Annotated in this window: 23 protein-coding genes; 10 read left to right on the top strand and 13 right to left on the bottom strand. The window is 60.4% G+C overall.

Going from position 1 to position 26,069, the window contains the following annotated elements:
* Window positions 1-21 precede the first annotated feature (21 nt).
* Genes AC0IXS_RS13310 through AC0IXS_RS13295 form a run of 4 tightly spaced genes read left to right on the top strand, consistent with a single transcriptional unit; the run spans window position 22 to window position 4,110 of the window.
* Entirely contained in the window at window positions 22-1,116 is a 1,095-nt protein-coding gene (locus AC0IXS_RS13310) for a polyamine ABC transporter substrate-binding protein (protein WP_122690872.1), read from the top strand.
* 56 nt (window positions 1,117-1,172) lie between these two features.
* Window positions 1,173-2,315 (top strand): polyamine ABC transporter ATP-binding protein, encoded by a 1,143-nt coding sequence (gene potA, locus AC0IXS_RS13305; RefSeq protein WP_004880506.1) that lies wholly within the window; start codon window positions 1,173-1,175, stop codon window positions 2,313-2,315.
* Between the two features lie 35 nt (window positions 2,316-2,350).
* A complete protein-coding gene (locus AC0IXS_RS13300; protein ID WP_161987302.1) occupies window positions 2,351-3,232 on the top strand; it encodes an ABC transporter permease subunit in 882 nt (293 codons plus the stop codon).
* Entirely contained in the window at window positions 3,229-4,110 is an 882-nt protein-coding gene (locus tag AC0IXS_RS13295; RefSeq protein WP_004880501.1) for an ABC transporter permease subunit, read from the top strand. The genes AC0IXS_RS13300 and AC0IXS_RS13295 overlap by 4 nt, the downstream gene beginning before the upstream one ends.
* Before the next feature lie 458 nt (window positions 4,111-4,568).
* On the opposite strand, the gene AC0IXS_RS13290 is transcribed toward AC0IXS_RS13295, so the two are convergent.
* Window positions 4,569-6,956: a penicillin acylase family protein gene (locus AC0IXS_RS13290; protein WP_471824854.1), complete on the bottom strand. Its 2,388-nt coding sequence runs from the start codon at window positions 6,954-6,956 to the stop codon at window positions 4,569-4,571.
* Window positions 6,957-7,159: 203 nt separating this feature from the next.
* Here AC0IXS_RS13290 and bipL point away from each other — a divergent pair, with 203 nt between their 5' ends.
* Window positions 7,160-8,101, top strand: coding sequence for a phospholipase BipL (bipL, locus tag AC0IXS_RS13285; RefSeq protein ID WP_122667916.1), 942 nt, complete (start codon window positions 7,160-7,162; stop codon window positions 8,099-8,101).
* Here bipL and AC0IXS_RS13280 read toward each other — a convergent pair.
* Genes AC0IXS_RS13280 through AC0IXS_RS13270 form a run of 3 tightly spaced genes read right to left on the bottom strand, consistent with a single transcriptional unit; the run spans window position 8,098 to window position 9,490 of the window.
* Window positions 8,098-8,289, bottom strand: a complete 192-nt coding sequence (locus AC0IXS_RS13280) for a hypothetical protein (RefSeq protein ID WP_122667915.1) — start codon at window positions 8,287-8,289, stop codon at window positions 8,098-8,100. The genes bipL and AC0IXS_RS13280 overlap by 4 nt on opposite strands.
* A complete protein-coding gene (locus tag AC0IXS_RS13275) occupies window positions 8,286-8,711 on the bottom strand; it encodes a hypothetical protein (protein ID WP_057410367.1) in 426 nt (141 codons plus the stop codon). The genes AC0IXS_RS13280 and AC0IXS_RS13275 overlap by 4 nt, the downstream gene beginning before the upstream one ends.
* Window positions 8,712-8,731: 20 nt before the next feature.
* Window positions 8,732-9,490: a DUF2059 domain-containing protein gene (locus AC0IXS_RS13270; protein WP_122667914.1), complete on the bottom strand. Its 759-nt coding sequence runs from the start codon at window positions 9,488-9,490 to the stop codon at window positions 8,732-8,734.
* Between the two features lie 141 nt (window positions 9,491-9,631).
* Here AC0IXS_RS13270 and AC0IXS_RS13265 point away from each other — a divergent pair, with 141 nt between their 5' ends.
* Entirely contained in the window at window positions 9,632-10,267 is a 636-nt protein-coding gene (locus AC0IXS_RS13265) for a 2OG-Fe(II) oxygenase (RefSeq protein WP_032650564.1), read from the top strand.
* A gap of 110 nt (window positions 10,268-10,377) precedes the next feature.
* Window positions 10,378-10,815 carry a DUF4399 domain-containing protein gene (locus AC0IXS_RS13260; RefSeq protein WP_029244427.1) on the top strand — a complete coding sequence of 146 codons (438 nt, stop codon included), beginning with the start codon at window positions 10,378-10,380 and terminating at the stop codon, window positions 10,813-10,815.
* Window positions 10,816-11,049: 234 nt separating this feature from the next.
* On the opposite strand, the gene AC0IXS_RS13255 is transcribed toward AC0IXS_RS13260, so the two are convergent.
* The 8 genes from AC0IXS_RS13255 to AC0IXS_RS13220 form a co-directional block, all read right to left on the bottom strand.
* Complete coding sequence (locus AC0IXS_RS13255) at window positions 11,050-12,633, bottom strand: ABC transporter ATP-binding protein (protein WP_122690870.1); 1,584 nt, start codon at window positions 12,631-12,633, stop codon at window positions 11,050-11,052.
* Window position 12,634: 1 nt separating this feature from the next.
* On the bottom strand, window positions 12,635-13,657 hold the full coding sequence (locus tag AC0IXS_RS13250; RefSeq protein WP_471824850.1) for an ABC transporter permease: 1,023 nt from the start codon (window positions 13,655-13,657) through the stop codon (window positions 12,635-12,637).
* Entirely contained in the window at window positions 13,657-14,724 is a 1,068-nt protein-coding gene (locus AC0IXS_RS13245; protein WP_004880477.1) for a microcin C ABC transporter permease YejB, read from the bottom strand. The genes AC0IXS_RS13250 and AC0IXS_RS13245 overlap by 1 nt, the downstream gene beginning before the upstream one ends.
* Before the next feature lies 1 nt (window position 14,725).
* A complete protein-coding gene (locus tag AC0IXS_RS13240) occupies window positions 14,726-16,612 on the bottom strand; it encodes an extracellular solute-binding protein (protein ID WP_043306715.1) in 1,887 nt (628 codons plus the stop codon).
* Window positions 16,613-16,759: 147 nt separating this feature from the next.
* The gene (locus tag AC0IXS_RS13235) at window positions 16,760-19,477 is read right to left on the bottom strand and encodes a TonB-dependent receptor (RefSeq protein ID WP_161987300.1); all 2,718 of its coding nucleotides are present in this window, start codon (window positions 19,475-19,477) and stop codon (window positions 16,760-16,762) included.
* 193 nt (window positions 19,478-19,670) lie between these two features.
* Complete coding sequence (locus tag AC0IXS_RS13230) at window positions 19,671-20,072, bottom strand: ExbD/TolR family protein (RefSeq protein WP_004880470.1); 402 nt, start codon at window positions 20,070-20,072, stop codon at window positions 19,671-19,673.
* The gene (locus AC0IXS_RS13225; RefSeq protein WP_004880467.1) at window positions 20,072-20,779 is read right to left on the bottom strand and encodes a MotA/TolQ/ExbB proton channel family protein; all 708 of its coding nucleotides are present in this window, start codon (window positions 20,777-20,779) and stop codon (window positions 20,072-20,074) included. The genes AC0IXS_RS13230 and AC0IXS_RS13225 overlap by 1 nt, the downstream gene beginning before the upstream one ends.
* A 50-nt stretch (window positions 20,780-20,829) precedes the next feature.
* Window positions 20,830-21,660 (bottom strand): energy transducer TonB, encoded by an 831-nt coding sequence (locus AC0IXS_RS13220; protein WP_471824847.1) that lies wholly within the window; start codon window positions 21,658-21,660, stop codon window positions 20,830-20,832.
* Between the two features lie 1,163 nt (window positions 21,661-22,823).
* On the opposite strand from AC0IXS_RS13220, the gene AC0IXS_RS13215 reads away from it, so the two are divergent.
* Window positions 22,824-23,078, top strand: coding sequence for a hypothetical protein (locus AC0IXS_RS13215; RefSeq protein ID WP_043306470.1), 255 nt, complete (start codon window positions 22,824-22,826; stop codon window positions 23,076-23,078).
* 64 nt (window positions 23,079-23,142) lie between these two features.
* Here AC0IXS_RS13215 and AC0IXS_RS13210 read toward each other — a convergent pair whose 3' ends face one another.
* The gene (locus AC0IXS_RS13210) at window positions 23,143-24,297 is read right to left on the bottom strand and encodes a cysteine desulfurase family protein (protein ID WP_449121921.1); all 1,155 of its coding nucleotides are present in this window, start codon (window positions 24,295-24,297) and stop codon (window positions 23,143-23,145) included.
* A gap of 280 nt (window positions 24,298-24,577) precedes the next feature.
* On the opposite strand from AC0IXS_RS13210, the gene AC0IXS_RS13205 reads away from it, so the two are divergent.
* Window positions 24,578-25,048: an Lrp/AsnC family transcriptional regulator gene (locus tag AC0IXS_RS13205; RefSeq protein WP_057409683.1), complete on the top strand. Its 471-nt coding sequence runs from the start codon at window positions 24,578-24,580 to the stop codon at window positions 25,046-25,048.
* Between the two features lie 269 nt (window positions 25,049-25,317).
* Window positions 25,318-25,992, top strand: a complete 675-nt coding sequence (locus AC0IXS_RS13200) for an HAD family hydrolase (protein WP_004880459.1) — start codon at window positions 25,318-25,320, stop codon at window positions 25,990-25,992.
* Window positions 25,993-26,069: the final 77 nt, after the last annotated feature.

The raw sequence follows: 26,069 nt of genomic DNA, 5'->3' as shown, positions 1-26,069 counted from the left end.
TCTGTTAAAAGGATTCATGTTGTGTCTATTTCTAATCTTTCCAAAGCCTTGCTGGTGACTGCCGGTATGACACTGGCAGCCAGTGCTCAGGCCGAATCCACCGTGCATATTTATAACTGGTCCGATTACATCGGCAAGACCACGCTGGCCGACTTCGAAGCCGCGACGGGCATCAAACCGATGTACGACGTGTTCGATTCCAACGAAACCCTGGAAGCCAAGCTGCTGGCCGGTCGCACCGGCTATGACGTAGTTGTGCCGTCCAACCATTTCCTCGGCAAGCAGATCAAGGCAGGCGCCTTCCAGAAGCTCGACAAGTCGCTGCTGCCCAACTACAAGAATCTCGACCCGGCGCTGCTCAAGCGTCTGGAGAAGAACGATCCCGGCAACCAGTACGCCGTGCCTTACCTGTGGGGCACCAACGGCATCGGTTACAACGTCGAGAAGGTCAAGGCGGCGCTGGGCGTCGACAAGATCGACTCCTGGTCGGTGCTGTTCGAGCCGGAAAACATCAAGAAGCTGTCCAGCTGTGGCGTAGCGTTCCTCGACTCTGCGGACGAGATGCTGCCTGCCATGCTCAACTACCTCGGGCTTGACCCCAACAGCACCAAGGAAGCCGATTACAAGAAGGCCGAAGCCAAGCTCATGGCGATTCGTCCTTACGTGACCTACTTCCATTCCTCCAAATACATCACGGACCTGGCCAACGGCGACATCTGCGTCGCGGCCGGTTTCTCGGGCGATGTGTTCCAGGCCAAGGCCCGCGCCGAAGAAGCAGGCAAAGGCGTGAAGCTTGCGTACAGCATCCCGAAAGAGGGCGGCAACCTGTGGTTCGACATGCTGGCAATTCCGGCTGACTCGAAAAACGTCAAGGCCGCCAGCGCGTTCATCAACTACCTGCTCGATCCCAAGGTGATCGCTCAGGTCAGCGATGAAGTCGGCTACGCCAACCCCAACCCGGCCTCGGGTGAGTTCATGGATCAGGCGATCCGCTCCGACGAAGCGGTCTATCCGCCGCAGGAAGTGCTGGACCGGTTGTTCGTGAACAGCGAGTTGCCACCCAAGGTGCAACGTCTGATGACCCGCAGCTGGACCAAGGTCAAGTCGGGCAAATAACAATCCAGCGCCCGGCCGTTTTGGCCGGGCTGCCTATCATGTTGGGAGTTTCACCCATGGCAGTTGCCTCCGGCGCCTACAAGAAAGCCCTCGAAGGCGGTCAGCAACCCAAACAGGTGCTGGTCAAGATCGATCGCGTCACGAAAAAATTCGACGAGACGATTGCTGTGGACGACGTGTCCCTGCAAATCAACAAGGGTGAGATCTTCGCCCTGCTCGGCGGATCGGGCTCCGGCAAGTCCACTCTGCTGCGCATGCTGGCAGGCTTCGAACGTCCGACCGAGGGTCGCATCTACCTCGACGGCGTCGACATCACTGACATGCCGCCGTACGAACGTCCAATCAACATGATGTTCCAGTCCTACGCACTGTTCCCGCACATGACCGTGGCCGACAACATCGCCTTCGGTCTCAAGCAGGACAGGCTGGCCAAGTCGGAAATCGACGCCCGCGTGGCCGAAATGCTCAAGCTGGTGCAGATGACCCAGTACGCCAAGCGCAAGCCGCATCAGCTTTCGGGCGGGCAGCGTCAGCGTGTCGCCCTGGCCCGCTCGCTGGCCAAGAAGCCCAAACTGCTGCTGCTCGACGAGCCCATGGGCGCGCTGGACAAGAAGCTGCGTTCGCAGATGCAGCTGGAGCTGGTGGAAATCATCGAGCGCGTGGGTGTGACCTGCGTGATGGTGACTCACGATCAGGAAGAGGCCATGACCATGGCCGAGCGCATCGCGATCATGCACCTGGGCTGGATCGCCCAGATCGGCAGCCCGATCGACATCTACGAAACCCCGACCAGCCGTCTGGTGTGTGAATTCATCGGCAGCGTCAACCTGTTCGAAGGCGAAGTGATCGAGGACATGGAAGGCCATGCGCTGATCCGCAGCCCCGAGCTTGAGCGCAATATCTATGTCGGCCACGGCGTGAGTACGTCCGTGGAAGACAAGAGCATCACCTACGCACTGCGCCCGGAAAAACTGCTGATCACCACCGAGCAGCCTGGCTTCGAGTACAACTGGTCGCGCGGCAAGGTCCACGACATCGCCTACCTGGGCGGTCATTCGGTGTTTTACGTCGAACTGCCCGGCGGCAAGCTGGTGCAGTCCTTTGTGGCCAACGCCGAGCGTCAGGGCGCACGTCCGACCTGGGGCGATGAAGTCTACGTGTGGTGGGAAGACGACAGCGGCGTGGTACTGCGCTCATGAAAATCCGCAAGATCAAGCGCGCCTTCGAGCGCATCATGCCCACCGGTCGGCAGATGGTCATTGGCGTGCCGTTCCTCTGGTTGTTTCTGTTCTTTGCGCTGCCGTTCCTGATCGTCATCAAGATCAGCTTCGCCGAGGCTGACGTCGCCATCCCGCCGTACACGGAAATCTTCAGCTACGCCGAAGAGAAGCTGCAGCTGGTGCTGAACCTCGCCAACTACACCTTGCTGACGGGCGATGACCTGTACGTTTCGGCGTACCTGGGTTCGCTGAAAATGGCGTTCATCAGCACGCTGCTGTGCCTGCTGATCGGCTACCCGATGGCCTACGCCATCGCCAATGCGCGCAAGGACATCCAGACGGTTCTGTTGCTGTTGATCATGATGCCGACCTGGACCGCGATCCTGATCCGCGTCTATGCCTGGATGGGCATTCTCAGCAACAACGGCCTGCTCAATGCGTTCCTGATGTGGCTGGGCCTGATCGACGAGCCGTTGCAGATCCTCAACACCAATCTGGCGGTGTACATCGGCGTGGTCTATTCCTACCTGCCGTTCATGATCCTGCCGCTGTACGCCAACCTCGTGAAGCACGACACCAGCCTGCTGGAAGCCGCGTCCGATCTGGGGTCGAGCACCTTCAACAGTTTCTGGAAGATCACTGTGCCGCTGTCCAAGAACGGCGTGATCGCCGGCTGCATGCTGGTGTTCATCCCGGTCGTCGGCGAGTTCGTGATCCCCGAACTGCTGGGCGGGCCGGAAACCCTGATGATCGGCCGCGTGCTGTGGCAGGAATTCTTCAACAACCGTGACTGGCCCGTGGCTTCGGCGCTGGCGGTCATCATGCTGCTGGTGCTCATTGTGCCGATCATCCTGTTCAACCGCAGTCAGGCCAAAGAACTGGAGGGCAAGGCATGAAGACCTTTCGATTCTCGAACCTGATGCTCGTCCTCGGTCTGCTGTTCATCTATGCGCCGATGGTCATTCTGGTCATCTACTCGTTCAACGCCTCGCAACTGGTGACGGTCTGGGGCGGCTGGTCGGTGAAGTGGTATGTGGGCCTGCTGGATAACTCGCAGCTGATGGGCTCGGTGATGCGCTCGCTGGAAATCGCCTGCTACACAGCCATCGCGGCGGTGGCGCTGGGGACAATGGCGGCGTTCGTGCTGACCCGCATCACACGCTTCAAGGGCCGGACGTTCTTCGGCGGGCTGGTCACGGCACCACTGGTGATGCCGGAAGTGATCACCGGTCTATCGCTATTGCTGCTGTTCGTGGCGATGGCGCAACTGATCGGCTGGCCACAGGAACGCGGCATCGTGACCATCTGGATCGCGCACACCACGTTCTGCGCGGCTTATGTGGCGGTCGTGGTGTCGGCGCGTCTGCGTGAGCTGGACCTGTCGATTGAAGAGGCGGCGATGGACCTGGGCGCGCGTCCTTGGAAGGTGTTCTTCTTGATCACCATCCCGATGATCGCGCCATCGCTGGCGGCGGGCGGCATGATGTCCTTCGCACTGTCGCTGGACGACCTGGTCCTGGCCAGCTTCGTCTCCGGACCGGGCTCGACGACCTTGCCGATGGAAGTGTTCTCGGCTGTGCGTCTGGGCGTGAAGCCTGAGATCAACGCGGTGGCGAGCCTGATTCTGCTGGCCGTCTCGCTGGCGACCTTTCTGGTCTGGTTCTTCACCCGCCGTGCGGAAAACAACCGCAAACGCGCGATCCAGCAAGCCATCGAGGAAAGCGCTGCCGATTCCTGGAAACAACCCGACCCACGCCGCGCTCCGGCTGCGTGATGCCCCCAAGAAGTTGATCGTTCCCACGCTCTGCGTGGGAATGCCTCCCAGGACGCTCCGCGTCCGCTCTCGAATGTGGCGCAGATGTGTGCCCAGGCTCCAGCGTTATCCACGTCATGCGCTTGGCTCACTGAATCCTCAGCCTGTGCCATTTGTGACGCAGAGCGTCACGGGATGCATGCCAACGCGGAGCATTGGCACGATCAATATCGCGCAATGATCGTTCCTCACGCTCCGCGTGGGAATGCCGCCCAGGACGCTCCGCGTCCGCTCTCGAATGTGGAGCAGATGTGTGCCCAGGCTTCAGCGTTATCCACGTCATGCGCTCGGCTAACTGAATCCTCAGTCTGTGCCATTTGTGACGCAGAGCGTCACGGGATGCATGCCCACGCTCTGATGGGCACGATCAGTATCGAGGCGGACTTGTGTATAACGACGAGCACGATCACTGTCCTCGCTCACTGCCCCGGCACGAACCTCAACACCCCTTCGGTGTGCTCGACCACGTCCTGTTCGCTGAAGTGCTGTTTCATGTACTCGCCATTGATGTAGGCCTTGGCCTGATCCGAGTAGTGCTTGTCGAACGGTACGCCGCTCTGGCCGACGGGGTTGATGCCCAGGCTGTTGGCCGGGTCGGCGAAGTCGATGATGCGGCGGGTCGAGGGGCCGTAGTTCACGGGCCACGGCGCAGGGCGAATGCTGGCTGACAGGTTGTTCGGCACTTCATGCGTACCCGGCGCTGGGTAAGGGCCAACGTTCAGCACTTTATCCAATGGCTTCTGCGAGCCCAATGGATGTCCATGGGTCAATGTGTGCGCTCTGCCCCAGACCCATTCGTCCGGGTTGTTGCCATACAGGGATTTGAGGTGCGAAACGCTGGCGCGCCACGCAACCTTGACGGTGTTGGCGCGGCTTTCTTCGTGAGGTGAGTTGCGGTTGTTCCACCAGGGCGAGTCGGCATCGGCGGCCAGACGCGGCAGGGCCATGTCCAGCGAGCGTGTCGTCAGTAGCGTCTGGAACAGGTCATCGCCCAGTTCATCGTGGAAGGTTTCTTCAGTGATGTCGAACAGGAACTGGTTGAACAGCGTCGCACCCACCGAGTCCAGCGAATACTCGCCGTTCCAACTGGCCATCCGCTCCACCAAAGCAAGTTCCTCGGGGTCGCTGACGACTTTGCGCAGCACCGGAATCAGCGGCCGGAGGATGCTCGGCGCGTAATCAGTCCGTGTACCCAGTTGCAGTTTCTTGTTGGCCTCCACATCCCACTTGACCGAGGCGTCGCTCAGCTGACGGTCAAGCTGTTGGCCACGCTCAGGCGGGTTGTAGTAACCCGGAATCTGCATCCCGGTGGGCGAGAGCGGCTGGAAGTTGGCCGACACGATGTAGCCACGTGCCGGATTCTCTTCCTGCGGGTTGGCGCTGAAGGGGTAAAAACCCAGTTTGTCGGCCTGCGCCGTGCTGCCATCGAGGATATAGGTCGGGTTGACGCCTTCCGGCCGGATCGGCAATTGCGCCGTTGCCCACCAGCCGATGTCACCCTTGGCATTGGCCCAGACGATGTTCAGGCCGGGCGCCTGGATCTTCTCGGCCGCGCTGCGCATCTTCTCTCGCGTGTCGGCGCGGTTGGCCTCATAGAAACCGTCCAGCACCGGGTTGTCCGACACCAGGAACGACCACCACATGGCGATGGGCACCTGTCCTGCATTCTTGCCCATCGCGTCATTGACGACAGGGCCGTGCGGCGACTCCAGAAGGCTCAGCGTGACAGGCGCCTGGCCCTTGACCGCAATTTGCTGTTCGGTGCGGGTCATCTCGACCCACTGACCGTGATACCAGACCTGATTGGGGTTTTCAGGATTGGTCTTCTCGGCGATCAGGTCCATGTCGTCGTTCTGGAACATGGTCAGGCTCCAGCCAAAGTCCATGTTGTGGCCCAGAAACGCGAACGGGTTCAGCGGCTGAAAATGCCCATACAGCTCAAAGCCCGGTGCTGACAGCTGCGCCTCGTACCAGGCGGCAGGCACCGAGAAGCGGATGTGCGGGTCGCCCGCCAGAATGGGTTTGCCGCTTTGCGTGCGGCTGCCGGAAATCGCCCAGGCATTGCTGCCTTCGAATTGCGGCAGGCCGGCCTGTTCAAATGCTTCATTGCTCAGTTTCGCCAGCGCGCCAAGGCCTTTCCAGTCCGCGCCGGTCAGCGCGGGTTTCTGGTCCAGCATGCCGTTCGGGTGCCAGTCCAGATCGAAAACCTTAAGGTACTGCGGGCCCAACTGGTCGCGCACATAGGTCATCAAGGGTTCGGTACGCAATGCCGAAGCAAAACTGTAGGCGAGATAGCCGCCGATGCTGAGCGTGTCTTCAGCGCTGAACGGCCGCTTGGGGATGCCCAGTGCGTCGGACTCCATCGGCCTTGCGTGGGTGTCCTGATACTGATTGATACCGTCGAGATAGGCTTCAAGGGCCTTCCACATCGGCGTGTTCTTGTCCTGACGTGCCACATAGGCCGCCGCGTGATCACGGATGCGCAGGCTGCGGAACAGTTTGTCGGTCTCGATCAGATTCGGACCCAGGATTTCGGCCAGTTCGCCACGCGCCAGACGCCTTATCATTTCCATCTGGAACAACCGGTCCTGAGCCTGGACATAACCCAGGGTGCGGTACAGATCCGCTTCGTTTTCGGCGCGTATATGCGGCACACCGCGTTCGTCGTAGCGCACACTGACCGGCCCCTGCAGACGGCTCATGGCAATCTCGCCCTCGCGCACCGGCTGTTTGCTGTGGATGTACCAGCCTGCGCCACTGGCAACGATGGCGACGATGATGGCAAGGGCGATCAGGCTGCGTTTCATCCGGGTCCTCAATGGGTGGCGTATTGCGGGGATGAAGGCTACCGTTTTGGCTCAGGACTGGGTAGTGAAGATACCAGGCAGATACAATGCGTGAGTTTTGTGAAAGACGTTTGACTGTGTCGGTCTGGCTTGTCATGTCCAGGCAGACAGAAGACTATCCCTGCATCATTTTCTCGCGGCGCTTGCCCGAATCTGGAAGGCCCATGTCCGTAACGTTCGACCCCGATAATCTGCGTGCCAGCCTGTTGCCGCTCGGCCTCATCGATCCGCTTTCGCCGGATGGACAGGCGTACCAGCGCTTCTATGGACTGGGCGGTCTGGGCGGGGAGAACGTCATTCGCAGCTGGCTCGGGCGGCTGGATGTGGCGGGGTACGAGATCGTCGGACAGGTGTGGATTCCCGAGAATGCCGTCGCGACGCTGTTTCTGTTCCACGGTTTCTATGACCACATGGGCCTGTACCGTCACGTGATCGAGTGGGCGCTGGGGCAGGGCTTTGCGGTGATTTCCTGCGACCTGCCGGGGCACGGGCTTTCCAGCGGCAGCCGCGCAAGCATCAACGACTTTGCGGAATATCAGGCCGTGCTGCAGCAACTGCTGCTGGAAGCACAAGCCCTCAGACTGCCGCAGCCCTGGCACCTGTGTGGCCAGAGCACCGGCGGTGCCATCGTGATCGATCATTTGCTCAATCAGGGTGCCGACAGCCCAGCGCAAGGACAGGTGATTCTGCTGTCGCCACTGGTGCGCCCGCGTGCCTGGGGCTGGTCGCGGCTCAGTTATTACCTGCTCAAGCCCTTCGTGACCGGCATCGCCCGACGTTTCACCGAAAACTCCAACGCCCCGGCGTTCCTGCCGTTCCTGCTGGCCGACCCGTTGCAGCCCAATCGACTGCCGACCGCCTGGGTCGGTGCGCTGGCGCAATGGATCGTGCGCATCGAAAGCGCGCCACGCAGCACACGCAGCCCGTTGATCATTCAGGGTGAGGCGGACATGACGGTGGACTGGCTGCACAACCTGAGCGTTCTGAAGGACAAATTCAGCGAACCGCAGATCCTCATGCTCGGCCCCGCTCGCCATCACCTGGCCAACGAACTGCCAGAGTTGCGCGCACGGTACTTCGATTTTCTGGCGGAGCGGTTGCGTTAGCGTTTCTGAGTCGCGCCTGTGATCAAGGCTTTGACCTGACGGCGTAGACGGAAGTTGTCGACCGCCAGAATGACCATCATCACCGCGCTGAGTGCGCCAAAAGCGTCCTCGCCCAGTCCCGCCCAGAATAGCCATGCCAGGACTGCCATGACCACCGCAGTAGCGAGCAATGCGATTGAGTCCTTCATACGAACGCCAACCGATGTTTGTAGCCGTCTCGACCTGGTGCCGAAGGGTTGTAGATCCCTGGATAAGCGCTCAGGTAGTGGGACAGCCAGTCCGGCTTCAGGTTGTATTTCTGAGCGGTGAACAATACGTCAGACAGCGATGTTCCGCCTGAAATCGTTCTCCCGGTTGCAACGGCAATGCTACCGATCACAGCGCCCACGTAGAAAGCAGCCGCGACCGATGCAATAACCGAAAGCGCCTCCAGCTTTGTGGTAGCGCCGATAATCTCACCCATCGTCGCACCACGCCCGAGCTTCTCCAGCGTGCCCAATATTGTCGTCGCAGTACTGACGGCCGTCGTCACCGAACCGAACAGGGCGTCAGGTGCTGGCAGATTCAAGGCATCCATGTTTTCTTTGAAGTATTTATAAAAGTCCGACATAACAGCTCCTTCTGTATCAATTACTGACTGGGATTCAAACTCGACGTACTTTGCCCGACCGCAAGTCCTGCGCGGATCGCGGCGAGCGCCGCCTGATAGTACGCCTGACCTTCCGGTGATTCGGCGAAGGTCGAAAACTCTTCCAGCTCCGGGTCCGACAGCTCGCGATAGACGTACAGCAGCGTGTTGTTCAGGTCGGCACTGATCTGCGCCATCAGGCGCTCGCGCTGGCCTTCGAGCATGCCTTGCGCCTGACCTCCGCCCAACAGGCCGGGAATCATCTGGCTAAGGCTGTCGGCAGCTACACCGGCGATGGCGAGGCTGACTTCGGCACCGGCCTGTTTGGCGGGCAGCGCTTGTGCCAGATGGCCGATCAACAGTTGGCGGGTCGCGTCGGCTTCAATGTGCGGCAGTCCGTCGGCGTGTTTGGCCAGTTGATCGGCGCGGGTCGCGGTCAGTTCGGCGTTGACGATCTTGCGGCCCAGTGGCGACTGGAAGAATTGCAGCGAGGGGTTGGGGTCCTTCAGCGCTTCACGCAGGCGTCGTGCGGCACGCTGATCCATGGCCTGCGGTGCAAAACGCTGATTGCTGTTATTGACCAGTGCCTGAAAAACCGCAGGTGGCAGGTTATCCCGGTAGCGCTGTTGCGCAGCTTTCAAGGCATCGTTGAAGTGCGCGCGCTGGTCCGGCCAGCCTGCAGCCTTGTACAACTGGTCATAGCTGTCTGCCCACGCAGGCGCAGTGCACAACATCAACAACAAAACAAACAAACGGCGCATTAGGGACTCCTGTCGGCAGGTCGCTATTCTCCGGGTGTTACCGGGGACTTGTCGAGTTATCACTGCCCTTGCGCAGCGAAATCTACCGCATATGACGCGCCACATACGCGCCTCTGTCGGATTTCAGGGCTTATGGATATGATGCGCCGCATGCGCATACCCTCCGATCACCCGCTGCTGCTACGAATCGTCGACGACCTGGCCGCAAACGGCTGGTCGCAGCAGAATATTTTCCTGCCCGACAGTCTGACCCTCGAACTCGAACAAGAGTGCCGCAAGCGCGCTGCCGAAGGTGAACTGGAGCCCGCCGGTATAGGCCGGGGGCTTGCGCATGAAGTGCGCGAGGGGATTCGCGGTGACCGGATCCAGTGGCTGGAGGCAGGTCAGGCAGACTGCTGCGACCGTTATCTGGAACTGATGGACAGCCTGCGCCAGGCACTCAACCGCGGTCTGTTTCTGGGCCTTGAGGATTACGAAAGCCATTTCGCCCAGTATCCGCCCGGCGCTTTCTATCTGCGCCACGTGGACCGCTTCCGTGATGACGACAAACGCATGGTGTCGGCGGTGCTGTACCTCAACAATGCCTGGCTGCCGGAACATGGCGGTCAGTTGCGCATGTACCTCAAGGACGAGGTGGCGTATGACGTGCAGCCTACGGGCGGTTGTCTGGTTGTGTTTCTCTCCGGCGAGATTCCCCATGAAGTGCTGCCCGCAACCCGGGACAGGCTGTCACTGACCGGCTGGTTCAGGCGCCGTGGCGACGAGGTTTTTCCTTAGGTCTTGCCCGAATTCATGAAAACACTTTCATCAAGTCGTTCAGCTGTTTTTACGCGGCTCGGGCTATCGTTGCACGGCCCGACATTACGTCGATCACGTCTGGAGACATCATGAAGTCGCTATTTTCTGGAGCTGTCGTTGCAAGCGTTCTGCTGGGCGCTTCGATGCTGGTCAGCGCCGCTGACATCCCGCGCACCGCATCGGCGCCGGGTGCCGAGGTCTACATCATCTCGCCGAAGGATGGCGAGACCGTCACCTCGCCCTTCAAAGTGCAGTTTGGCTTGAAAGGCATGGGCGTTGCGCCTGCCGGTGTGGACGTCCCCGAGACCGGGCACCACCACCTGCTGATCGACGTGAAAGACCAGCCTGCGATGGATACGCCATTGCCGATGACTGACAACATCCGCCATTTCGGCAAGGGCCAGACCGAAACCGAAGTGAACCTGCCGCCGGGCCAGCACACCCTGCAACTGCTGGTCGGTGACAAGAGCCACATCCCGCTGAACCCGAGCGTCGAGTCGAAGAAGATCACCATCAATGTGAAGTGATGGGCGGCGTTGGTCGCACTCCGAACAGTGGAAGGCGGCTTGCTGGCGATGGCGTCAGTTCAGTCACTGATGATCGTTCCTACGCTCCGCGTGGGAATGCCTCTCAGGACGCTCCGCGTCCGCTCTTGAATGTGACGCAGAGCGTCACGGGTCGAGGCGGCAGATGCAGACTTCAGCGCTTCTTCTGACCTGACGCCATCGCCGGCAAGCCGCCTCCCACGGTTGCGGTGCAGTTCAACCAAACACCAGCCCCGACGAGCGCAGCAGTTCCTGGGTGTAGGGCTGCTGTGGCGCGGCGAAAATCTCCCTCGACGGGCCTTGCTCGACCACTTTGCCGTCCTTGATCACGATCAGATCGTGCGCCAGCGCGTGTACCACTGCCAAGTCGTGGCTGATGAACAGATAGGTCAGGCCGTGACGAATCTGCAGGTCTCGCAGCAGTGCGACGATCTGTTTCTGCACGGTGCGGTCGAGCGCCGAGGTCGGTTCGTCCAGCAGGATCAGATCAGGTTCGAGCACCAGCGCACGGGCAATGGAAATGCGCTGGCGTTGCCCTCCGGAAAATTCATGCGGGTAACGATGCCGACTGGCCGGGTCCAGCCCGACTTCGCCCAGCACTCGGATCACGGTTTCCTCACGTTCTTTGGCTGTGCCAATACCATGCGTGACCAATCCCTCAGCGATAATCTGCGCCACCGTCATGCGCGGGCTCAGGCTGCCGAACGGGTCCTGAAACACCACCTGCAACTGGCGACGCAGCGGACGCATCAAGTGCTGGCTGTGCAGGCTCAGTTCCTTGGTGCCGAAACGGATACTGCCTTCGGAGTCGACCAGTCGCAGAATGGCCTGACCCAGCGTGGACTTGCCCGAACCCGACTCGCCAACGATGCCCAGTGTCTTGCCCTTGAGCAGTTCGAAACTCACGCCATCCACCGCCTTCACAAACTGCTGCTCGCGCTTGAACCAGGATTTCGCCAACGGAAACCAGACCTTCAGGTCCAGCACCGACAGCAGCGTGTTGGTATGCGTCGAGGGCACCGGCTCGCCATCGGGCTCGGCGTTGATCAGCAACTGGCTGTACGGATGCTGCGGGCTATTGAACAGCGTCTCGCAGTCAGCCTGTTCGACGATCTCGCCCTCGCGCATCACACAAACCCGCTGTGCGATGCGACGCACCAGATTGAGGTCATGGCTGATCAGCAGCAGCGACATGTTCAGCCGCTGTTGCAGGGACTTGAGCAGTTCGAGGATTTTCACCTGCACCGTCACGTCCAGCGCTGTGGTCGGTTCGTCGGCGATCAACAGATCAGGCTCGTTGGCCAGCGCCATGGCGATCATGATGCGCTGGCGTTGCCCGCCGGACAGTTGATGCGGATAGGCGTTGAGGCGCGACAGCGGATCCCGGATGCCCACCAGTTCCAGCAGCTCAAGGGTACGATTCAAGGCGGCTTTGCCCTTCAGGCCCTTGTGGGTCACGAGGATTTCGCCAATCTGCTTTTGCACCGTGTGCAGCGGGTTCAGCGAACTCATGGGCTCCTGGAAGATCATCGCCACCCGGTTTCCGCGCAGGCTGCGCAATTGCTTGTCGCTGGCGCTGACCAGATCCAGCCCGTCATAACGAATCGAGCCCTGGGTGCTGACCGTCTTGCCCGGCAACAGACGCAGGATCGAATGCGCCGTCACCGACTTGCCCGAGCCGGATTCGCCCACCAGCGCCAGGCATTCGCCACGCCGGATGTCGAGGCTGACGCCATGCACCACTTCGTGGCCGTTGAAGGCGACTCGCAGATCGCGTATTTCAATCAGGTTGTCGTGCATGTCAGCTCCGGGGATCGAACGCGTCACGGCAGGCTTCGCCGATGAACACCAACAGGGACAGAATCAGCGCCAGCGCGACGAAGGCAGTCAGGCCCAGCCACGGCGCCTGCAGATTGCGCTTGGCTTCGCCAATCAGCTCGCCCAGCGAAGCGCTGCCTGCTGGCATGCCGAAGCCGAGAAAATCCAGCGCGGTAAGGGTGGCGATGGAACCCGTCACGATGAACGGCAGGTAGGTGAGCGTGCTGGTCATGGCGTTGGGCAGGATGTGTCGCCACATCAGCGCGGCATCGGTCAGACCCAATGCGCGGGCCGCTTTGACGTATTCCAGATTGCGGCCGCGCAGGAACTCGGCGCGCACCACGTCCACCAGCGACAACCATGAAAACAGCGCCATGATCCCCAGCAGCCACCAGAAATTCGGCGACACGAAGCCCGACAGAATGATCAGCAGGTACAGCACCGGCAGGCCCGACCAGATTTCCTGAATGCGCTGGCCGATCAGGTCGGTCATGCCGCCGTAATACCCCTGAATCGCCCCGGCACAGACCCCGATCACCGTGCTGATCGCCGTCAGCAGCAGCGCGAACAGAATCGAAATCCTCGCCCCGAACAGCACCCGCGCCAGCACATCGCGCGCCTGTTCGTCGGTGCCCAGCCAGTTATGGCCATCGGGCGGGCTGGGCGAGGGCGCTTCCAGGTCGTAGTTGATGGTGTCGTAGCTGAACGGGATCAGCGCGAACATCATCCAGCCGTCCTTCGCGGTGATCAGTTGGCGCACATAGTCGCTGGAATAATCCGGTTCGAAGGGCAGCTCGCCGCCGAAATCGGTTTCCATGTAGGTGTGAAACGCCGGGTAATACAGCTCGCCGTCATAGCTGAGCAGCAACGGCTTGTCATTGGCGATCAGCTCGCCGCACAGGCACACCAGCATCAGACCGACGAAGATCCACAACGACCACCAGCCGCGCCGGTTGGCCTTGAACAGCGCCATGCGTCGCTGGCTCTGGGGAGAGAACTCGAACATCAGGCGCTCCTCGCGGAAAAATCGATGCGCGGATCGACCAGCATGTAGCACAGGTCGCCCACCAGTTTGATCAGCAGGCCGAACAGGGTGAACAGGAACAGCGTGCCGAACACCACGGGGTAGTCCCGCGACACCGCCGCCTCGTAGCTCATGCGGCCCAGCCCGTCGAGGCCGAAGATGGTTTCGATCAGCAGCGAACCGGCGAAGAACACCTCGATCAGCGCCTGCGGAATACCGGCAATCACCAGCAGCATGGCGTTGCGGAACACGTGGCCGTACAGCACGCGATGTTCCGTCAGGCCCTTGGCCCGCGCCGTGACCACGTACTGGCGGCTGATCTCGTTGAGAAAGCTGTTCTTGGTCAGGATGGTCAGTGTCGCGAAGCCGCCGATCACCAGCGATGTGACGGGCAGCACCAGGTGCCACAGGTAGTCCTTCACCTTGCCCCAGGTGCCGAGGCTGTCGAAGTTTTCCGAGAACAGGCCCTGCGCCGGAAACCAGCTCAGGTAGCTGCCACCGGCAAACACCACGATCAACAGAATCGCGAACAGGAATGCAGGCGTGGCGTAGCCGATGATCACCAGCGTGCTGCTCCACACATCGAAGGCGCTGCCGTGCCGTACTGCCTTGCGAATGCCCAGCGGAATGGAGATCAGGTAGGTGATCAACGTCGCCCATAACCCGAGCGACAGCGACACCGGCAGTTTCTGCGCGATCAGCTCCGTCACCGGCGCGCCGCGAAAGAAGCTGTTGCCGAAGTCCAGTTGTGCGTAGTTCTTGAGCATCAGCCACAGGCGTTCATGCATCGGTTTGTCGAAACCGTAATGCTCCTTGATCGACTCGATCAGCGCCGGGTCCAGACCGCGCGTGCTGCGGCTGGCAGTACCGCTGGAGGCCACTTCGCCGCCGCCTCCACCGACGCCGTTGGGGCTGAAACCCTGAATCCGTGCGATGGCCTGTTCCACCGGCCCGCCGGGGGCAGCCTGCACGATCAGAAAATTCACAATCAGAATGGCCAGTAGCGTAGGAATGATCAGCAGCAGGCGTCGGATTACGTAAGCCAGCATCTCAATGCTCCTTCGCAGCGGTGGTCTTGCTGCCGAGCGCAGCAGCCTGGGCGTTGGTCAGCGCGGTCGGGCTGATCTGCCACCAGGTTTCCAGGCCGACGTCGTAGATGGGCGCGGTGTCGGGCCTGCCGAAACGGTTGGCGTACACCAGCGGCGTGCCCTTGGAGAAATAGTTGGGGATCATGTAGTAACCCCACTGCAACACCCGATCCAGCGCACGGGCGTAGTGCACCATGTCGTTGCGGCTGTTGGCGGCCACCAGCCCGTCGATCAGGGTGTCCACGGCCGGGTTGCGCAGCACCATGGCGTTGGAACTGCCGACTTCGGTGGCGCTCTGCGAGCCGTACAGGTTGTAGAGGTCACGGCCCGGCGAGATCAGCGGATTGCCGCTCTTGGGAAAGGTGACCACGATCATGTCGTAGTCCCGGGCGTTGAGTCGGTTGATGTATTGCGCGGAGTCGATGCGCAGGAAATCCAGCGTAATCCCGATCTGCGCCAGCGTGCGTTTGAACGGCAGAATCAGGCGATCAAAACCGCCCTGGCCGTCGAGAAAGCTGAACACCATCGGCTCGCCTGCGGCGTTGACCAGTTTGTTGTCTTTCGGGTGCCATCCGGCTTCGGCCAGCAGCTTGAGGGCCTGTACCTGTTTATCGCGGATGTAGCCGTTGCCGTCGGTCTTCGGCGGCTGGTAGACCTGAGTGAACACCTCGTCCGGCACCTGACCCCGCAAAGGCTCGAGAATCTTCAGCTCGGCTTCGTCCGGCAATTGGGTCGCGGACATTTCGCTTTTCGGAAAGTAGCTCTGCTGGCGCACATAGAAATTACGCATCACCCGGCGGTTGATCCAGTCGAAATCCCACAGCATCGACAGCGCCTGCCGCACGCGACGGTCCTTGAAAATCGGGTTGTCCAGATTGAACACAAAGCCCTGTGCGGCGACCGGGCGCTGGGTGGCCAGGATGTTTTTCTGCAAGCGCCCGTCGTCGATGGCCGGGCCGCTGTAGCCGACGGTAAAGCCCGCCGAGGAGTACTCCCGGTTGTAATCGAATGCCCCGGCCTGCAGCAGCTGGCGGGCGATTTCCGTGTCGCCGTAGAAATTCACAGTCAGGGTGTCGAAGTTGTACAGGCCACGGCTGACCGGCAAGTCCTTGCCCCACCAGTCCTTGACCCGTTCGAAGACCACGCTGCGTCCGGCGTCGACCTTGGCGACGCGGTACGGCCCGTTGCCCAGCGGTGGCTCGAAACCGCCGCCGTTGGCGAAGTCCCGGTCTTTCCACCAGTGCTTCGGCAAAATGTGCAGGCTGGCGATGTCGAGGGCCAGCATGCGGTTGAGGTTGTTCTTGAAGTTGAAGCGTATCTGCAGCGGCCCTTCGATGGTCACGTCCTTCACGTCGGCGAACATCGGGCGATAGCTGAAGCTGGCCTTGGTGGTCATCAGCTCGTAGGTGTAGCGCACGTCCTCTGCTGTGACCGGCTGGCCGTCGTCGAAGCGCGCCTTGGGGTTGAGGTAAAACCGGACCCACAGACCGTCCGGGTCCACTTCCATTTTTTCGGCGATCAGCCCGTAGACGGTGTAAGGCTCGTCGAGCGAGCGATAGGCCAGCGGCGAGTAGACCCACGTGTCGAGCTGTACGACACCGATGCCTTGATCGACGTAAGGATTGAGGTAATTGAACTGACCGATTTCTTCGGCTGACCGGGTCAGCGTTCCGCCCTTGGGGGCGTCCGGGTTGACGTAATCGAAGTGCTTGAAGCCGGCCGGGTATTTCGGTGCCTCGCCGTAGACAGTCAAGGCATGTGTCGGCGTGGCCAGCGCGACCTGCCAACAGGTGCACAACACCGCAACACCCAGCAGCAGGCGTCGCAGAAGACGGATTTGACGCGACATGATGGGGCTATCCTCGTACGCACGAATGACGCCATGCGGCGAAAAAAGGCCTCCGGCCGGGGAAGGTGGATGAAACCTGTGGCCGGAGGGGGCGAGCTCGCAAACAGGACGCGACCCACGGAGCGGTTATGGGTCGCGCCTTCACCCTCAGAAGTGATACGTCATGCGTGCGAACAGCGTGCGGCCCAGCGGGTCGGCGTAGCGTGGGTCATAGCCGGACTGGAAGTTGTAGGCCTGATTGGAGAACGGCGGGTTGCGGTCAAACATGTTGCGCAGGCCCGCATCGACATCCAGCACCTTGTCGAAGGTATGACCGACCGACAGGTCCCACAGCGCATACGAGGCGACACGCGCGTTGGTGGTGCGGTCGTAATCGTTGTAGCCCGTGGTGAAGCGGTTGGTGATGGATGCGCGAGTGTTGCCCAGCGACCAGGAACCCACCAGCACGTGTTTCCAGCGCGCAATCACGCCATCGCCCTGGAAGTCGCCGACCTTGTCGGTGTACGGACCGTCGATGATGTTCTGGAAGTCATAACGGGTCACGTAAGTGCCGGTCATGCCCAGGCCGAACTGACCATAGGGCGTGTTCGGGAAGCGATAGTCGAGGCTGACGTCCACACCGCTGGTCTTGACGATGCCCAGGTTGGCGTTGCCGGTCACGATGTTGGCGATGGAACCGTCAGCGTTGCGCACGTAGCGATCGGCGTAGGTGCTCGGGTCATCGAAAACGGCCGATTCCGGGAACGACTGGATCTGGTTGGAGATGTGAATCCACCAGAAATCCAGACCCATCGATAGGTTGCTGACTGGCTGATACACGAAGCCCAGTGTCACGTTACGGGCTTTTTCCGGCGCCAGTTCGGTGTTGCCGCCACTGTTGTTGAGGAACTGCTGCGCACAGTCACGACCGGCATTGCCGCCTGGCTGCACGGTGCCGCCGGCACACAAGACAGGGTCGTTGTAATAACCCTGACTGAACGTAGTGCTGCGTGGCGCGTACAGTTCATAGAGCGACGGCGCGCGGAAGCCCTCGCTGTAGGCGCCACGGACCACCAGTTGCTTGATCGGCTGATAGCGGAACGAGTACTTGGGGTTGGTGGTGCTGCCGAAGTCGCTGTATTTGTCGTGACGAACCGCTGCACTCAGCTCCAGGCTGTCCAGCACCGGTACGTTCAACTCGGCGTATTCAGCTTTCACGCTGCGCTCACCCGATACGCTGCCTGCGGCATCCGCCCCGAGGCTGCTGACGTCGTTGACGAACGCTTCATACTGTTGATGCATCTTCTCTTTGCGGTACTCGCCGCCCAGTGCCAGACCGGCCGGGCCTGCGCCGAACCAGTCGCCGATTTCCCGGCTGATACGGCCATCGATTCCTGCCACACGGCCCACAGCGCTGGAGTATTGCCCGTGGTATTCGTTGGCATCGATCAGCGCCTGACCGGCGGCGGTCTGCGGCCCGAACGGGTTGATCACGCCATTGGCCAGACCATTGATCATCGCCGCGTCACTGACGTAGCCGTCAGTGAGGGTGGACAGCACCTTGTTCTGGTTGTACGAAGCGCCGACGTTGTAATCCCAACCGCCGACCAGACCGTCGAAGTTCAGCAGAAAGCGCTGGCTGGTGTTCTGGTCACTTGAACCGCGAGGTCCGGCGGCGGTTTCGCGCCATGCGGTGTCGACCGGTTGCGTGGGGTCGAGCGTAAAGTTGGTCGGTGCCGGGGTGATGCCATTGCCGGGATAGAACGGCGACGACGAATCCAGCGACAGGCCGGTGAGTGGGGCCGGCCCAATGTCGGTGTGGTTGTTGTTGCGTGCCCAGAAGTATTCGAGGCTGACGTTGTGGTCGTCGGCCAGCTTGCCGGTGGCCTTGCCGAAGAACGAGGTCTTTTCGGTCTGCGGGATCAGGTCGATGTACTCGCGGGTGCTGAACCGGCAGATGCCGTTGCGGGCGATCAGGTTAGGCCCGGAGCAGTTGGTGCCCAGCGGGTTTGAAGAGTTGTCACCCTGAAAATAGTTGCCGGGGTACGCGGTGCCGGAGGTCTGGTTGAGACCGCGGCCCGGTACATAATCCCGTGCGAACGAACGGTCGTTGGCGTCCAGATTCTGCTGCTTGTTGTAGTTGACCACACCCATCACGTTGAAGCGGTCTTCTTCCAGATCACCGAAGCCCCAGCTGGCGCTCATATCCTTGGTCGCGCCGCCGCCACTGTGAGTCGGTGTCTCGCCGCCCAGGGTCAGGGATCCATCGGTCAGGGTCTTCTTGGTGATGAAGTTGATCACGCCGCCAATGGCGTCGGTGCCGTACAAGGCCGATGCACCGTCACGCAGGACTTCAACCCGATCGATGGCGGCGAACGGGATCATGTTCAGGTCGATGGCACTGCCGTTCGGCGAACCGACACCCGAGATGGCGTTGTTGGCCAAGCGGCGTCCGTTGAGCAGCACCAGTGTCTTGTTCGGGCCAATACCGCGCATGTCGGCGAAGGATGCTCCGCCTGTTCCTGCACCGATGGAGCCTGCGCTGTTGTTGATCGACTGGCTGCCGGTAATGCGCTGGACCATTTCCTGAGTGGTGGTCACGCCCTGTTTCTTCAGGTCGTCGGCGCGCAGGATGGTGATCGGCACGGCGGTTTCGGCATCGACCCGGCGAATCGCCGAACCGGTCACTTCAACGCGTTGCAGCTGGGTCGTGGCAGGCACGACGGCGGCAGCGGAGACGGATTCGCTGGCGGTGTCCGCTTCGACGGCCTCGGCCGCATGGGCACCGCTCATGCCCATGGCCAGGGCGCACAGCAGGGCGCGAGGGTGACGGCGGACCGCGAGGGCCAGTGGCTTGAGGGTGTATCCGGGAAGATTCATCAGCATGGTTATTTCCGACTTGGTCCAGACATTATTGAAATGGCCTTGTGAGCCCTCTGTTCCTGCGCGGTTGTGCCGTGCGGGAGTTCCACTGCGTTGGTTTCCAGCAAGCCGCTCCCCTCCAGGGGCTTTTCAGCCCACGGACGATGGTGTTGGCGGGAGTCGGTTCAGCGGGTTTCGCCGGGGCGAAACCCTCAATTCATTTGGCCGTCATGACGGAAATCTTCGTGATGCCGGAGCGTTCGATGGATGCCATGGCCTTGGCCACCTGGCCATAGTTCACGTCGGTGTCGGCCTGCAGCTGGACGCGGATGTCCGGGTCCTTGGCCTTCTCGTCCTGCAGGCTTTTCTCCAGCAGTTCGGGGGCGATTTCCGATTTGGCGAGGAAGAACTTGCCGCTCTGGTCGACGCTGACCACCACCGGATCCTTCTTCTCGGCCGGGGCGACCGAATCGGTCTTGGGCAGGTTGACCTTGATCGCGTTGGTCATCAGCGGCGTGGTGACGATGAACACCACCAGCAGCACGAGCATCACGTCCACCAGCGGCGTGACGTTCATTTCGCTGAGCACTTCATCGCTGTCTTGAGTGGAGAACGACATTAGCTTGCCTCCCGCACGGCATGGCCTTGCTTGCTGGCGATGGGTTGACGGGATACGGCGAAGGCACTGCGCTGGGCGAGGGCGTCGAAGTCATGGGCGAAGTCGTCCATGTCGGCCACAGCCAGCTTGAGGCGGCGCAGGAAGAAGTTGTAGATCAGTACCGCAGGCACAGCGACCGCGATGCCGACGCCGGTGGCGACCAGTGCATGACCGATGGGACCAGCGACCGCTTCAAGGCTGGCCGAGCCGGTCAGGCCGATGCTTTGCAGCGCTTCCATAATGCCCCAGACCGTTCCGAACAGGCCGATGAAGGGCGCTGTGCTGCCGATACTGGCGAGAATCGCCTGGCCGCTTTCCAGCGAGCGACGTTCCTTCTGGATCTGCTGGCGCAGGTTGCGCTCCAGGCGGTCCGAGCGGTTGATGGTGTGTGCCAGTTGCTGCGTGGTACGCGGTGATTCGTCCACCGCCATGGCTTCGAAACCGCTGTTGGCGATGCGTGCCAGCGAGCCAGGATATTGCGACGCATGTTCGGCGGCGGTGAGCAGGTCCGGCGCGCCCCAGAAGGCTTTGGTGAAGTGTTTGTTCTGGGATTTCAGCTTCACGTATTGCGCGGACTTGATCAGCAACAAGGCCCAGCTCAGCACGGAAAACAGAATCAGCGCCCAGAGCACGGCGGGTACGATCATGGAAGAGAGCGATGCGTTCATGGTTTACACCTCACCAGCTTTAATAGAATTGTCAGTGGTCATACGCCGGATCATTCCGGCAGCTTGAAATCGATGGTCTGTGTCGCGAAGCCTTCAATCGGTGTGTCGCCGCGCTTGGCCGGAATGAACTTCCAGTTGCGCACCGCTTCCACCGCCGCTTCGTCGAGCACCGGTTTGCCGCTGGATTTGGTCACCTCGACCGTGCCGGCACGGCCGTTGGGCAGCACCTTGATGCGCAGCACCACGCGGCCTTCCCAACTGCGTCGCAAGGCCAGGCCCGGATATTCGGGCGGCGGGTTGCCCAGGCTGGCGAGCCCGGAGACCGCTGCGCTTTCCTTCACGGGTGCTGCTGGCGCTGCCGGAGCAAGTGGCGCAGGCGTCGGCGTCGGTGGTGCTGCTGGCGCGGGGGTTGCGACCGGTTTTGGCGGTGCAGGCGGCGTCGGCTTTTTCACAGGCTCAGGTTTCTTGACCGGCTTGGGCTTCTCGACCTTCGGCTTTTCGATGGGCTTGGGCGGCGGCTCGACTGCGTCCGGGTCCTCGACCGGTTGTTCCGGCTCGGGCGGCGGTGGCGGGGGAGGCGGCGGAGGTGGTGGTTCAGGCGGCGGCGGTGGCTCCGGGGTTGGAGGTGTCGGGCTGGTCAGCTCAATGGTCATTTCAGGAACTTGTGGCGGAACTTCCGGCACTTCCGGTTTGGCAGTTTGCATGTACCACCACACGGCACCGTGAATAAGTACCGAGGCTGCGATCAACACGAAGACGTGCGATTTTTTCAGGCCGCCAGGTCGCGAAGTATTGGCCTTGAAGGGAATGCTCTGCCACACCGTCGGACTTTCTTCCGGCGGCGGTACAGGGACCGCTTTCATTATTACCGCATCATTCATTAACGCTCCCTCGGGTAGTTGAAGGGCAATAAAAGTCCGTTCAAACATTGGCGAATGTTCGAATGATGGAGACCTGCACATTCGTTGACGCGCACGACGCCGTCGAGCCTGAGGAGGCACAAACTCAAGAGGGCAAAGCGCGATATTCAATCAGGGCGATAGCATTGCGAATCCTTGCTTATTAGTTATGTCCACTACGAGCAAACGTGTTGCTTGATAACAGTCCTGCTTTGCAACCGCTGTGCCAGAAATGGTTGGTGGTATGCCTGTATGCAGCGTTCCAGAGCGGATGTCGCATTCCTGTACCTTTCTTTCGATTAAGCGCTGTTTCAGTAGGAGTCACCTTCAAATGAATAGTGCAGATACCCATTCAAAGGCCGAACTACGCCCCTCTGAGGAGTCAGACGAATTGAAAAATACATGACCGCTCGGTCATAAAATCACGTGCACCATTACTGTAAGGCTCGAGTCAAGTTGGTGCGTTAGTTGGTCATTTATTCACGGCAAGTGGCTCCGGCTATAAAAGATTGCAGGTCGAGTTAAATATAAAGCTCAGCCATGGATTGAGTGATGGCTAAGTGATGCTAATCAAAATAAATTGTCGAACGATAAGTGTGTTGGTGCGAAGTTTTCCGTTGTTAGTTAGTAATGGGCGCACAGCAGTACGCAAGCGCTTGCCGATAAGGCAGAGCAAGGGTGTTCGGTTATTGATTCAAGGCTTGCGCCTTGTGTGTTGAATCAGTCGGAAGGGTATGTCGGTAAGGTCGAACATGAAGCCGTTACAGCGGGCAGGCCCGTTGCGGGCGCAGCCATTTGAGCCCGTGAAGGGCGTTGCAGCGGTCTGGCATTAGCTGGATGTGGCATGGGTAGACTCCTTTCCTGGCAAGGCACACGACTTGTGGTCTGGCATTGCACTGTTAATGGACGACTCTGCGTCCGAAAACTGCACTTTGGTGCGTGTGGGCACCTCCTGTGTGCAGCGCATGCCACTGGTTCATGGCACGGCCGTTCCACTTGGAAGATCTGTGCCAATTGTGTCTTTTTGTATCATGAAGATTACAGACGGCAGCAAACGCGCCGTATAGACGCGCTTGTCACCTGAATCGAACCCTTGGCGTTCAGGCACGTCCACTTTCTTTGGCAAGACAAAAGAGGTGGCCGACATGACAACCGATTTCATCCTGACAAACGAAGTGCCTAAAGAAGATCCTGCCAGCCCGCAGCTGGGCCAATACGACCGTGAAGCCGATCCGGTGCTTAATATGAATGCCAACAAGCCGGGCGCAGGCTCTGAGAAGGGCGACGAGGTTTTGGAGCGCACCCAGCACGATGAGGCTTATGAGGACGACGAGCCTGAGGTGTATTCGGATGACCCGGATATCGTGGCGGATGAGGGTGGTGGTGTGTCGCCGGGCTGATGAAGGCGGCACTGCTCAAGCATCCCTTGTCGAGACCTTGAGCCGTGCGCTTTGAAAGCAGGCGTTACCAGAACGCAGCGGGCGCGGCGAGCGCCTTGCTGAATACCTCGATGGCGCGTTCGACATCGGTTTGCGTGGTGTAGCGACCGAGGCTGACGCGTACACTGGCCAGTGCCTTATTGGTATCAAGCCCCATCGCCAGCAGCACGTGCGACGGTGCATTGCTCGCCGAGTTGCAGGCCGAGGTCGAGGACAGCGCCAGCGCGTGAGACAGCTGCGCACTGGTGAATCCGCTGCGCGTGATGCACAGGTTCAGGGTGTGCGGAATGCGTTGCTCAGGACAGCCATTAAGCTGCACGTCTGGCAGTGCCAACAGCCCTTCGCGCAGATGACTGCTCAGCTCCGCGATACGACGATTTTCCGCGTCAGCCTTGTTGACCGCCAGCGCAAACGCTTCGCCCATGCCGACGATCTGATGCGTCGCCAGAGTACCGGAACGAAAACCGCCTTCATGACCGCCGCCATGAATTTGCGCCTGCAGCAACGCATGAGCACGCGGGCCTACATACAGCGCACCAATACCTTTCGGGCCATACGCCTTATGAGCCGAGAACGACATCAGATCGACCGCCAGACTCGCCAGATCCACCTTCACTTTGCCGACCGCCTGCGCCGCATCGACGTGAAACAGCGCGCCATGTTCGCGCACCAGCGTGCCGATGCTGGCGATATCGGTGAGCGTGCCCAGCTCGTTATTCACCAGCATCAACGACACCAGCAACGTGTCTTCACGCAATGCCGCCTGCACGGCCTGCGGCTGGATCAGCCCATTAGCGTCCGGCTGCAACCAGGTCACGGGAAAGCCTTGGCGTTCCAGCGTTTTCACCGTGTCGATGACGGCCTTGTGTTCCACAGCACTGGTGATGATGTGGCGACGTTGCGCCGTGCTGTCATGGGCGAGGCCCTTGATCGCCAAGTTATTGGACTCGGTCGCGCCAGAGGTCCAGATCACCGTATCGGCAGGCGCACCCACTGCATCCGCCACCTGACGTCGCGCCTGCTCGACCGCCTGCCGCGCCACCTGCCCGTAACCATGCCCGCTGGACGCCGGATTACCGAAATGCCCTTCGCGCCCCATACAGGCAACCATGGCTTCAATGACCTGCTCATCGACAGGCGTGGTAGCGGCGTAATCCAGGTAAAGGGCGTTGTTGGTCATGGGCAATTCGCTTGTTTATCGGGTCAAGGTTGATGCTGAAAAGATTACCGACGCCGACGCGAAAAATTTTTGATATTTGTGCGGATTGCCTGGCTATGTGTGAAAAATAATTCTGCTTCAAGTGCGTTTGGGTGATAAAAATTTTACAGGTTAATTGGCGGGGGTTAGTTTTATGCCAATAGTTGCGTAAATACCGGTCGTACGGCGGCGATCAGAGTTGGAAAACCCCAGGACGCTCCGCGTCCGATACAGAGCCCGAACCACTAACACAGGAACCCACATGGACAAGTTCGACCGCGCCATCCTGGACAGCCTGCAAACCGACTGCACACGCTCGGTTGCAGACATTGCCGAGCGCATCGGCCTGGGCAGCACCGCCTGCTGGCGACGCATTCAGAAGCTGGAAGAAACCGGCATCATCGACCGCCGCGTCGCCCTGCTCAACCCGCAGCGCCTTAACGTCTCCGTCAGCGTCTTCGCCGCGATCCGTACCAACCAGCACAACGCCGCTTGGCTCGAACAGTTTCACAACGCCGTCGGCGATTTGCCCGAAGTGGTCGAGTGCTACCGCATGGCCGGTGACACCGACTACCTGCTGCGCATCGTCGTTGCCGACATCGCGGGCTACGACGCGGTGTACAAACAACTGATCAGCATCCCCGGCATTACCGACGTCAGCTCCAGCTTCGCCATGGAGCAGATCAAATTCACCACAGGCCTTCCCCTGCGGTATGCGTCGTTTGGTGGGTAAGCGGGCAGACAATGTCCGTTCGGGGCATGGCCACTGATATCAACCGAACCAACTCCATCGTGTTCCGTCACATCAAGAGTCGGTGCCGGGCAACTGCAGCGTCGCGGCCCTGATGGCCGTGCGTGACGCGCCTGTCATTCGCACCTCACATCCCTCTCGAACCTGACTCGACGGGTCAGCGTTTTCGTCGTCAAGGCATCAAGGGTCGGTCTTGCACCGCATGCCCCTGGTGCTCTACTCATGAGCATTTTTACCCAAAGGGAATTCCAATGCGCCCGCAGACCTCATTCATCTTCGACCTGGACGGGACGCTGACAGACAGCGTTTATCAAAACGTTGCGGCCTGGAAAGAAGCCCTCGACTCGGAAGACATTCCCCTCGCCATGTGGCGTATTCACCGGAAAATCGGCATGAGCGGAGGCCTCATGTTGAAATCCCTGTCTCGCGAAACCGGTCTGGACATCAGCGAAGAACAGGCCGAACGCCTCAGCGAAAAACATGCCCGCGCCTACGAGCGGTTGCAGGGGCAGATCATCGCGCTGCCCGGCGCAATCGAACTGCTTGAGACCCTCAGCCAAGAGAACCTGAAATGGTGCATCGCCACCAGCGGCGGCGTCGATACCGCCAACATCAACCTCAAGGCATTGGGGCTCGAGGCGGACAAGATCGACATCATCACACGTGACGACGTCCACTACGGCAAGCCCGACCCCGACCTGTTTCTGGCTGCCGCAAAACACATGAACGTGCCCATCGACGAATGTCTGGTGATCGGCGACGCCATCTGGGACATGCTCGCTGCCCGACGCTGCAAGGCCACAGGCATCGGGGTGCTCTCCGGCGGCTACGACATTGGCGAGCTGGAACGGGCAGGAGCGTTGAGGGTGTATGAAGATGCTCTGGATCTGCTCGATCATCTGGACGAGATTGCCTCGCGACCTTGACGGTTCGTGGCTGAAATCCGGGCAGTCGGGATCGAGCCGGGCCAGGAGCACTCATCAGAGGCGGGGGGATCACCGTT

It is taken from the genome of Pseudomonas sp. AC016, from assembly GCF_979253365.1.
The sequence above is the reverse complement of the archived record's forward strand: the minus strand, read 5'-3'. Positions and strand labels throughout refer to the sequence as shown.

Coding starts and splice junctions, on each gene's coding strand:
- potA (WP_004880506.1), top strand. CDS start 1,173: ATGGCAGTTGCCTCCGGCGCCTACAAGAAAGCCCTCGAAGGCGGTCAG.
- AC0IXS_RS13300 (WP_161987302.1), top strand. CDS start 2,351: ATGCCCACCGGTCGGCAGATGGTCATTGGCGTGCCGTTCCTCTGGTTG.
- AC0IXS_RS13295 (WP_004880501.1), top strand. CDS start 3,229: ATGAAGACCTTTCGATTCTCGAACCTGATGCTCGTCCTCGGTCTGCTG.
- AC0IXS_RS13290 (WP_471824854.1), bottom strand. CDS start 6,956: ATGAAACGCAGCCTGATCGCCCTTGCCATCATCGTCGCCATCGTTGCC.
- bipL (WP_122667916.1), top strand. CDS start 7,160: ATGTCCGTAACGTTCGACCCCGATAATCTGCGTGCCAGCCTGTTGCCG.
- AC0IXS_RS13280 (WP_122667915.1), bottom strand. CDS start 8,289: ATGAAGGACTCAATCGCATTGCTCGCTACTGCGGTGGTCATGGCAGTC.
- AC0IXS_RS13275 (WP_057410367.1), bottom strand. CDS start 8,711: ATGTCGGACTTTTATAAATACTTCAAAGAAAACATGGATGCCTTGAAT.
- AC0IXS_RS13270 (WP_122667914.1), bottom strand. CDS start 9,490: ATGCGCCGTTTGTTTGTTTTGTTGTTGATGTTGTGCACTGCGCCTGCG.
- AC0IXS_RS13265 (WP_032650564.1), top strand. CDS start 9,632: ATGCGCCGCATGCGCATACCCTCCGATCACCCGCTGCTGCTACGAATC.
- AC0IXS_RS13260 (WP_029244427.1), top strand. CDS start 10,378: ATGAAGTCGCTATTTTCTGGAGCTGTCGTTGCAAGCGTTCTGCTGGGC.
- AC0IXS_RS13255 (WP_122690870.1), bottom strand. CDS start 12,633: ATGCACGACAACCTGATTGAAATACGCGATCTGCGAGTCGCCTTCAAC.
- AC0IXS_RS13250 (WP_471824850.1), bottom strand. CDS start 13,657: ATGTTCGAGTTCTCTCCCCAGAGCCAGCGACGCATGGCGCTGTTCAAG.
- AC0IXS_RS13245 (WP_004880477.1), bottom strand. CDS start 14,724: ATGCTGGCTTACGTAATCCGACGCCTGCTGCTGATCATTCCTACGCTA.
- AC0IXS_RS13240 (WP_043306715.1), bottom strand. CDS start 16,612: ATGTCGCGTCAAATCCGTCTTCTGCGACGCCTGCTGCTGGGTGTTGCG.
- AC0IXS_RS13235 (WP_161987300.1), bottom strand. CDS start 19,477: ATGCTGATGAATCTTCCCGGATACACCCTCAAGCCACTGGCCCTCGCG.
- AC0IXS_RS13230 (WP_004880470.1), bottom strand. CDS start 20,072: ATGTCGTTCTCCACTCAAGACAGCGATGAAGTGCTCAGCGAAATGAAC.
- AC0IXS_RS13225 (WP_004880467.1), bottom strand. CDS start 20,779: ATGAACGCATCGCTCTCTTCCATGATCGTACCCGCCGTGCTCTGGGCG.
- AC0IXS_RS13220 (WP_471824847.1), bottom strand. CDS start 21,660: ATGAATGATGCGGTAATAATGAAAGCGGTCCCTGTACCGCCGCCGGAA.
- AC0IXS_RS13215 (WP_043306470.1), top strand. CDS start 22,824: ATGACAACCGATTTCATCCTGACAAACGAAGTGCCTAAAGAAGATCCT.
- AC0IXS_RS13210 (WP_449121921.1), bottom strand. CDS start 24,297: ATGACCAACAACGCCCTTTACCTGGATTACGCCGCTACCACGCCTGTC.
- AC0IXS_RS13205 (WP_057409683.1), top strand. CDS start 24,578: ATGGACAAGTTCGACCGCGCCATCCTGGACAGCCTGCAAACCGACTGC.
- AC0IXS_RS13200 (WP_004880459.1), top strand. CDS start 25,318: ATGCGCCCGCAGACCTCATTCATCTTCGACCTGGACGGGACGCTGACA.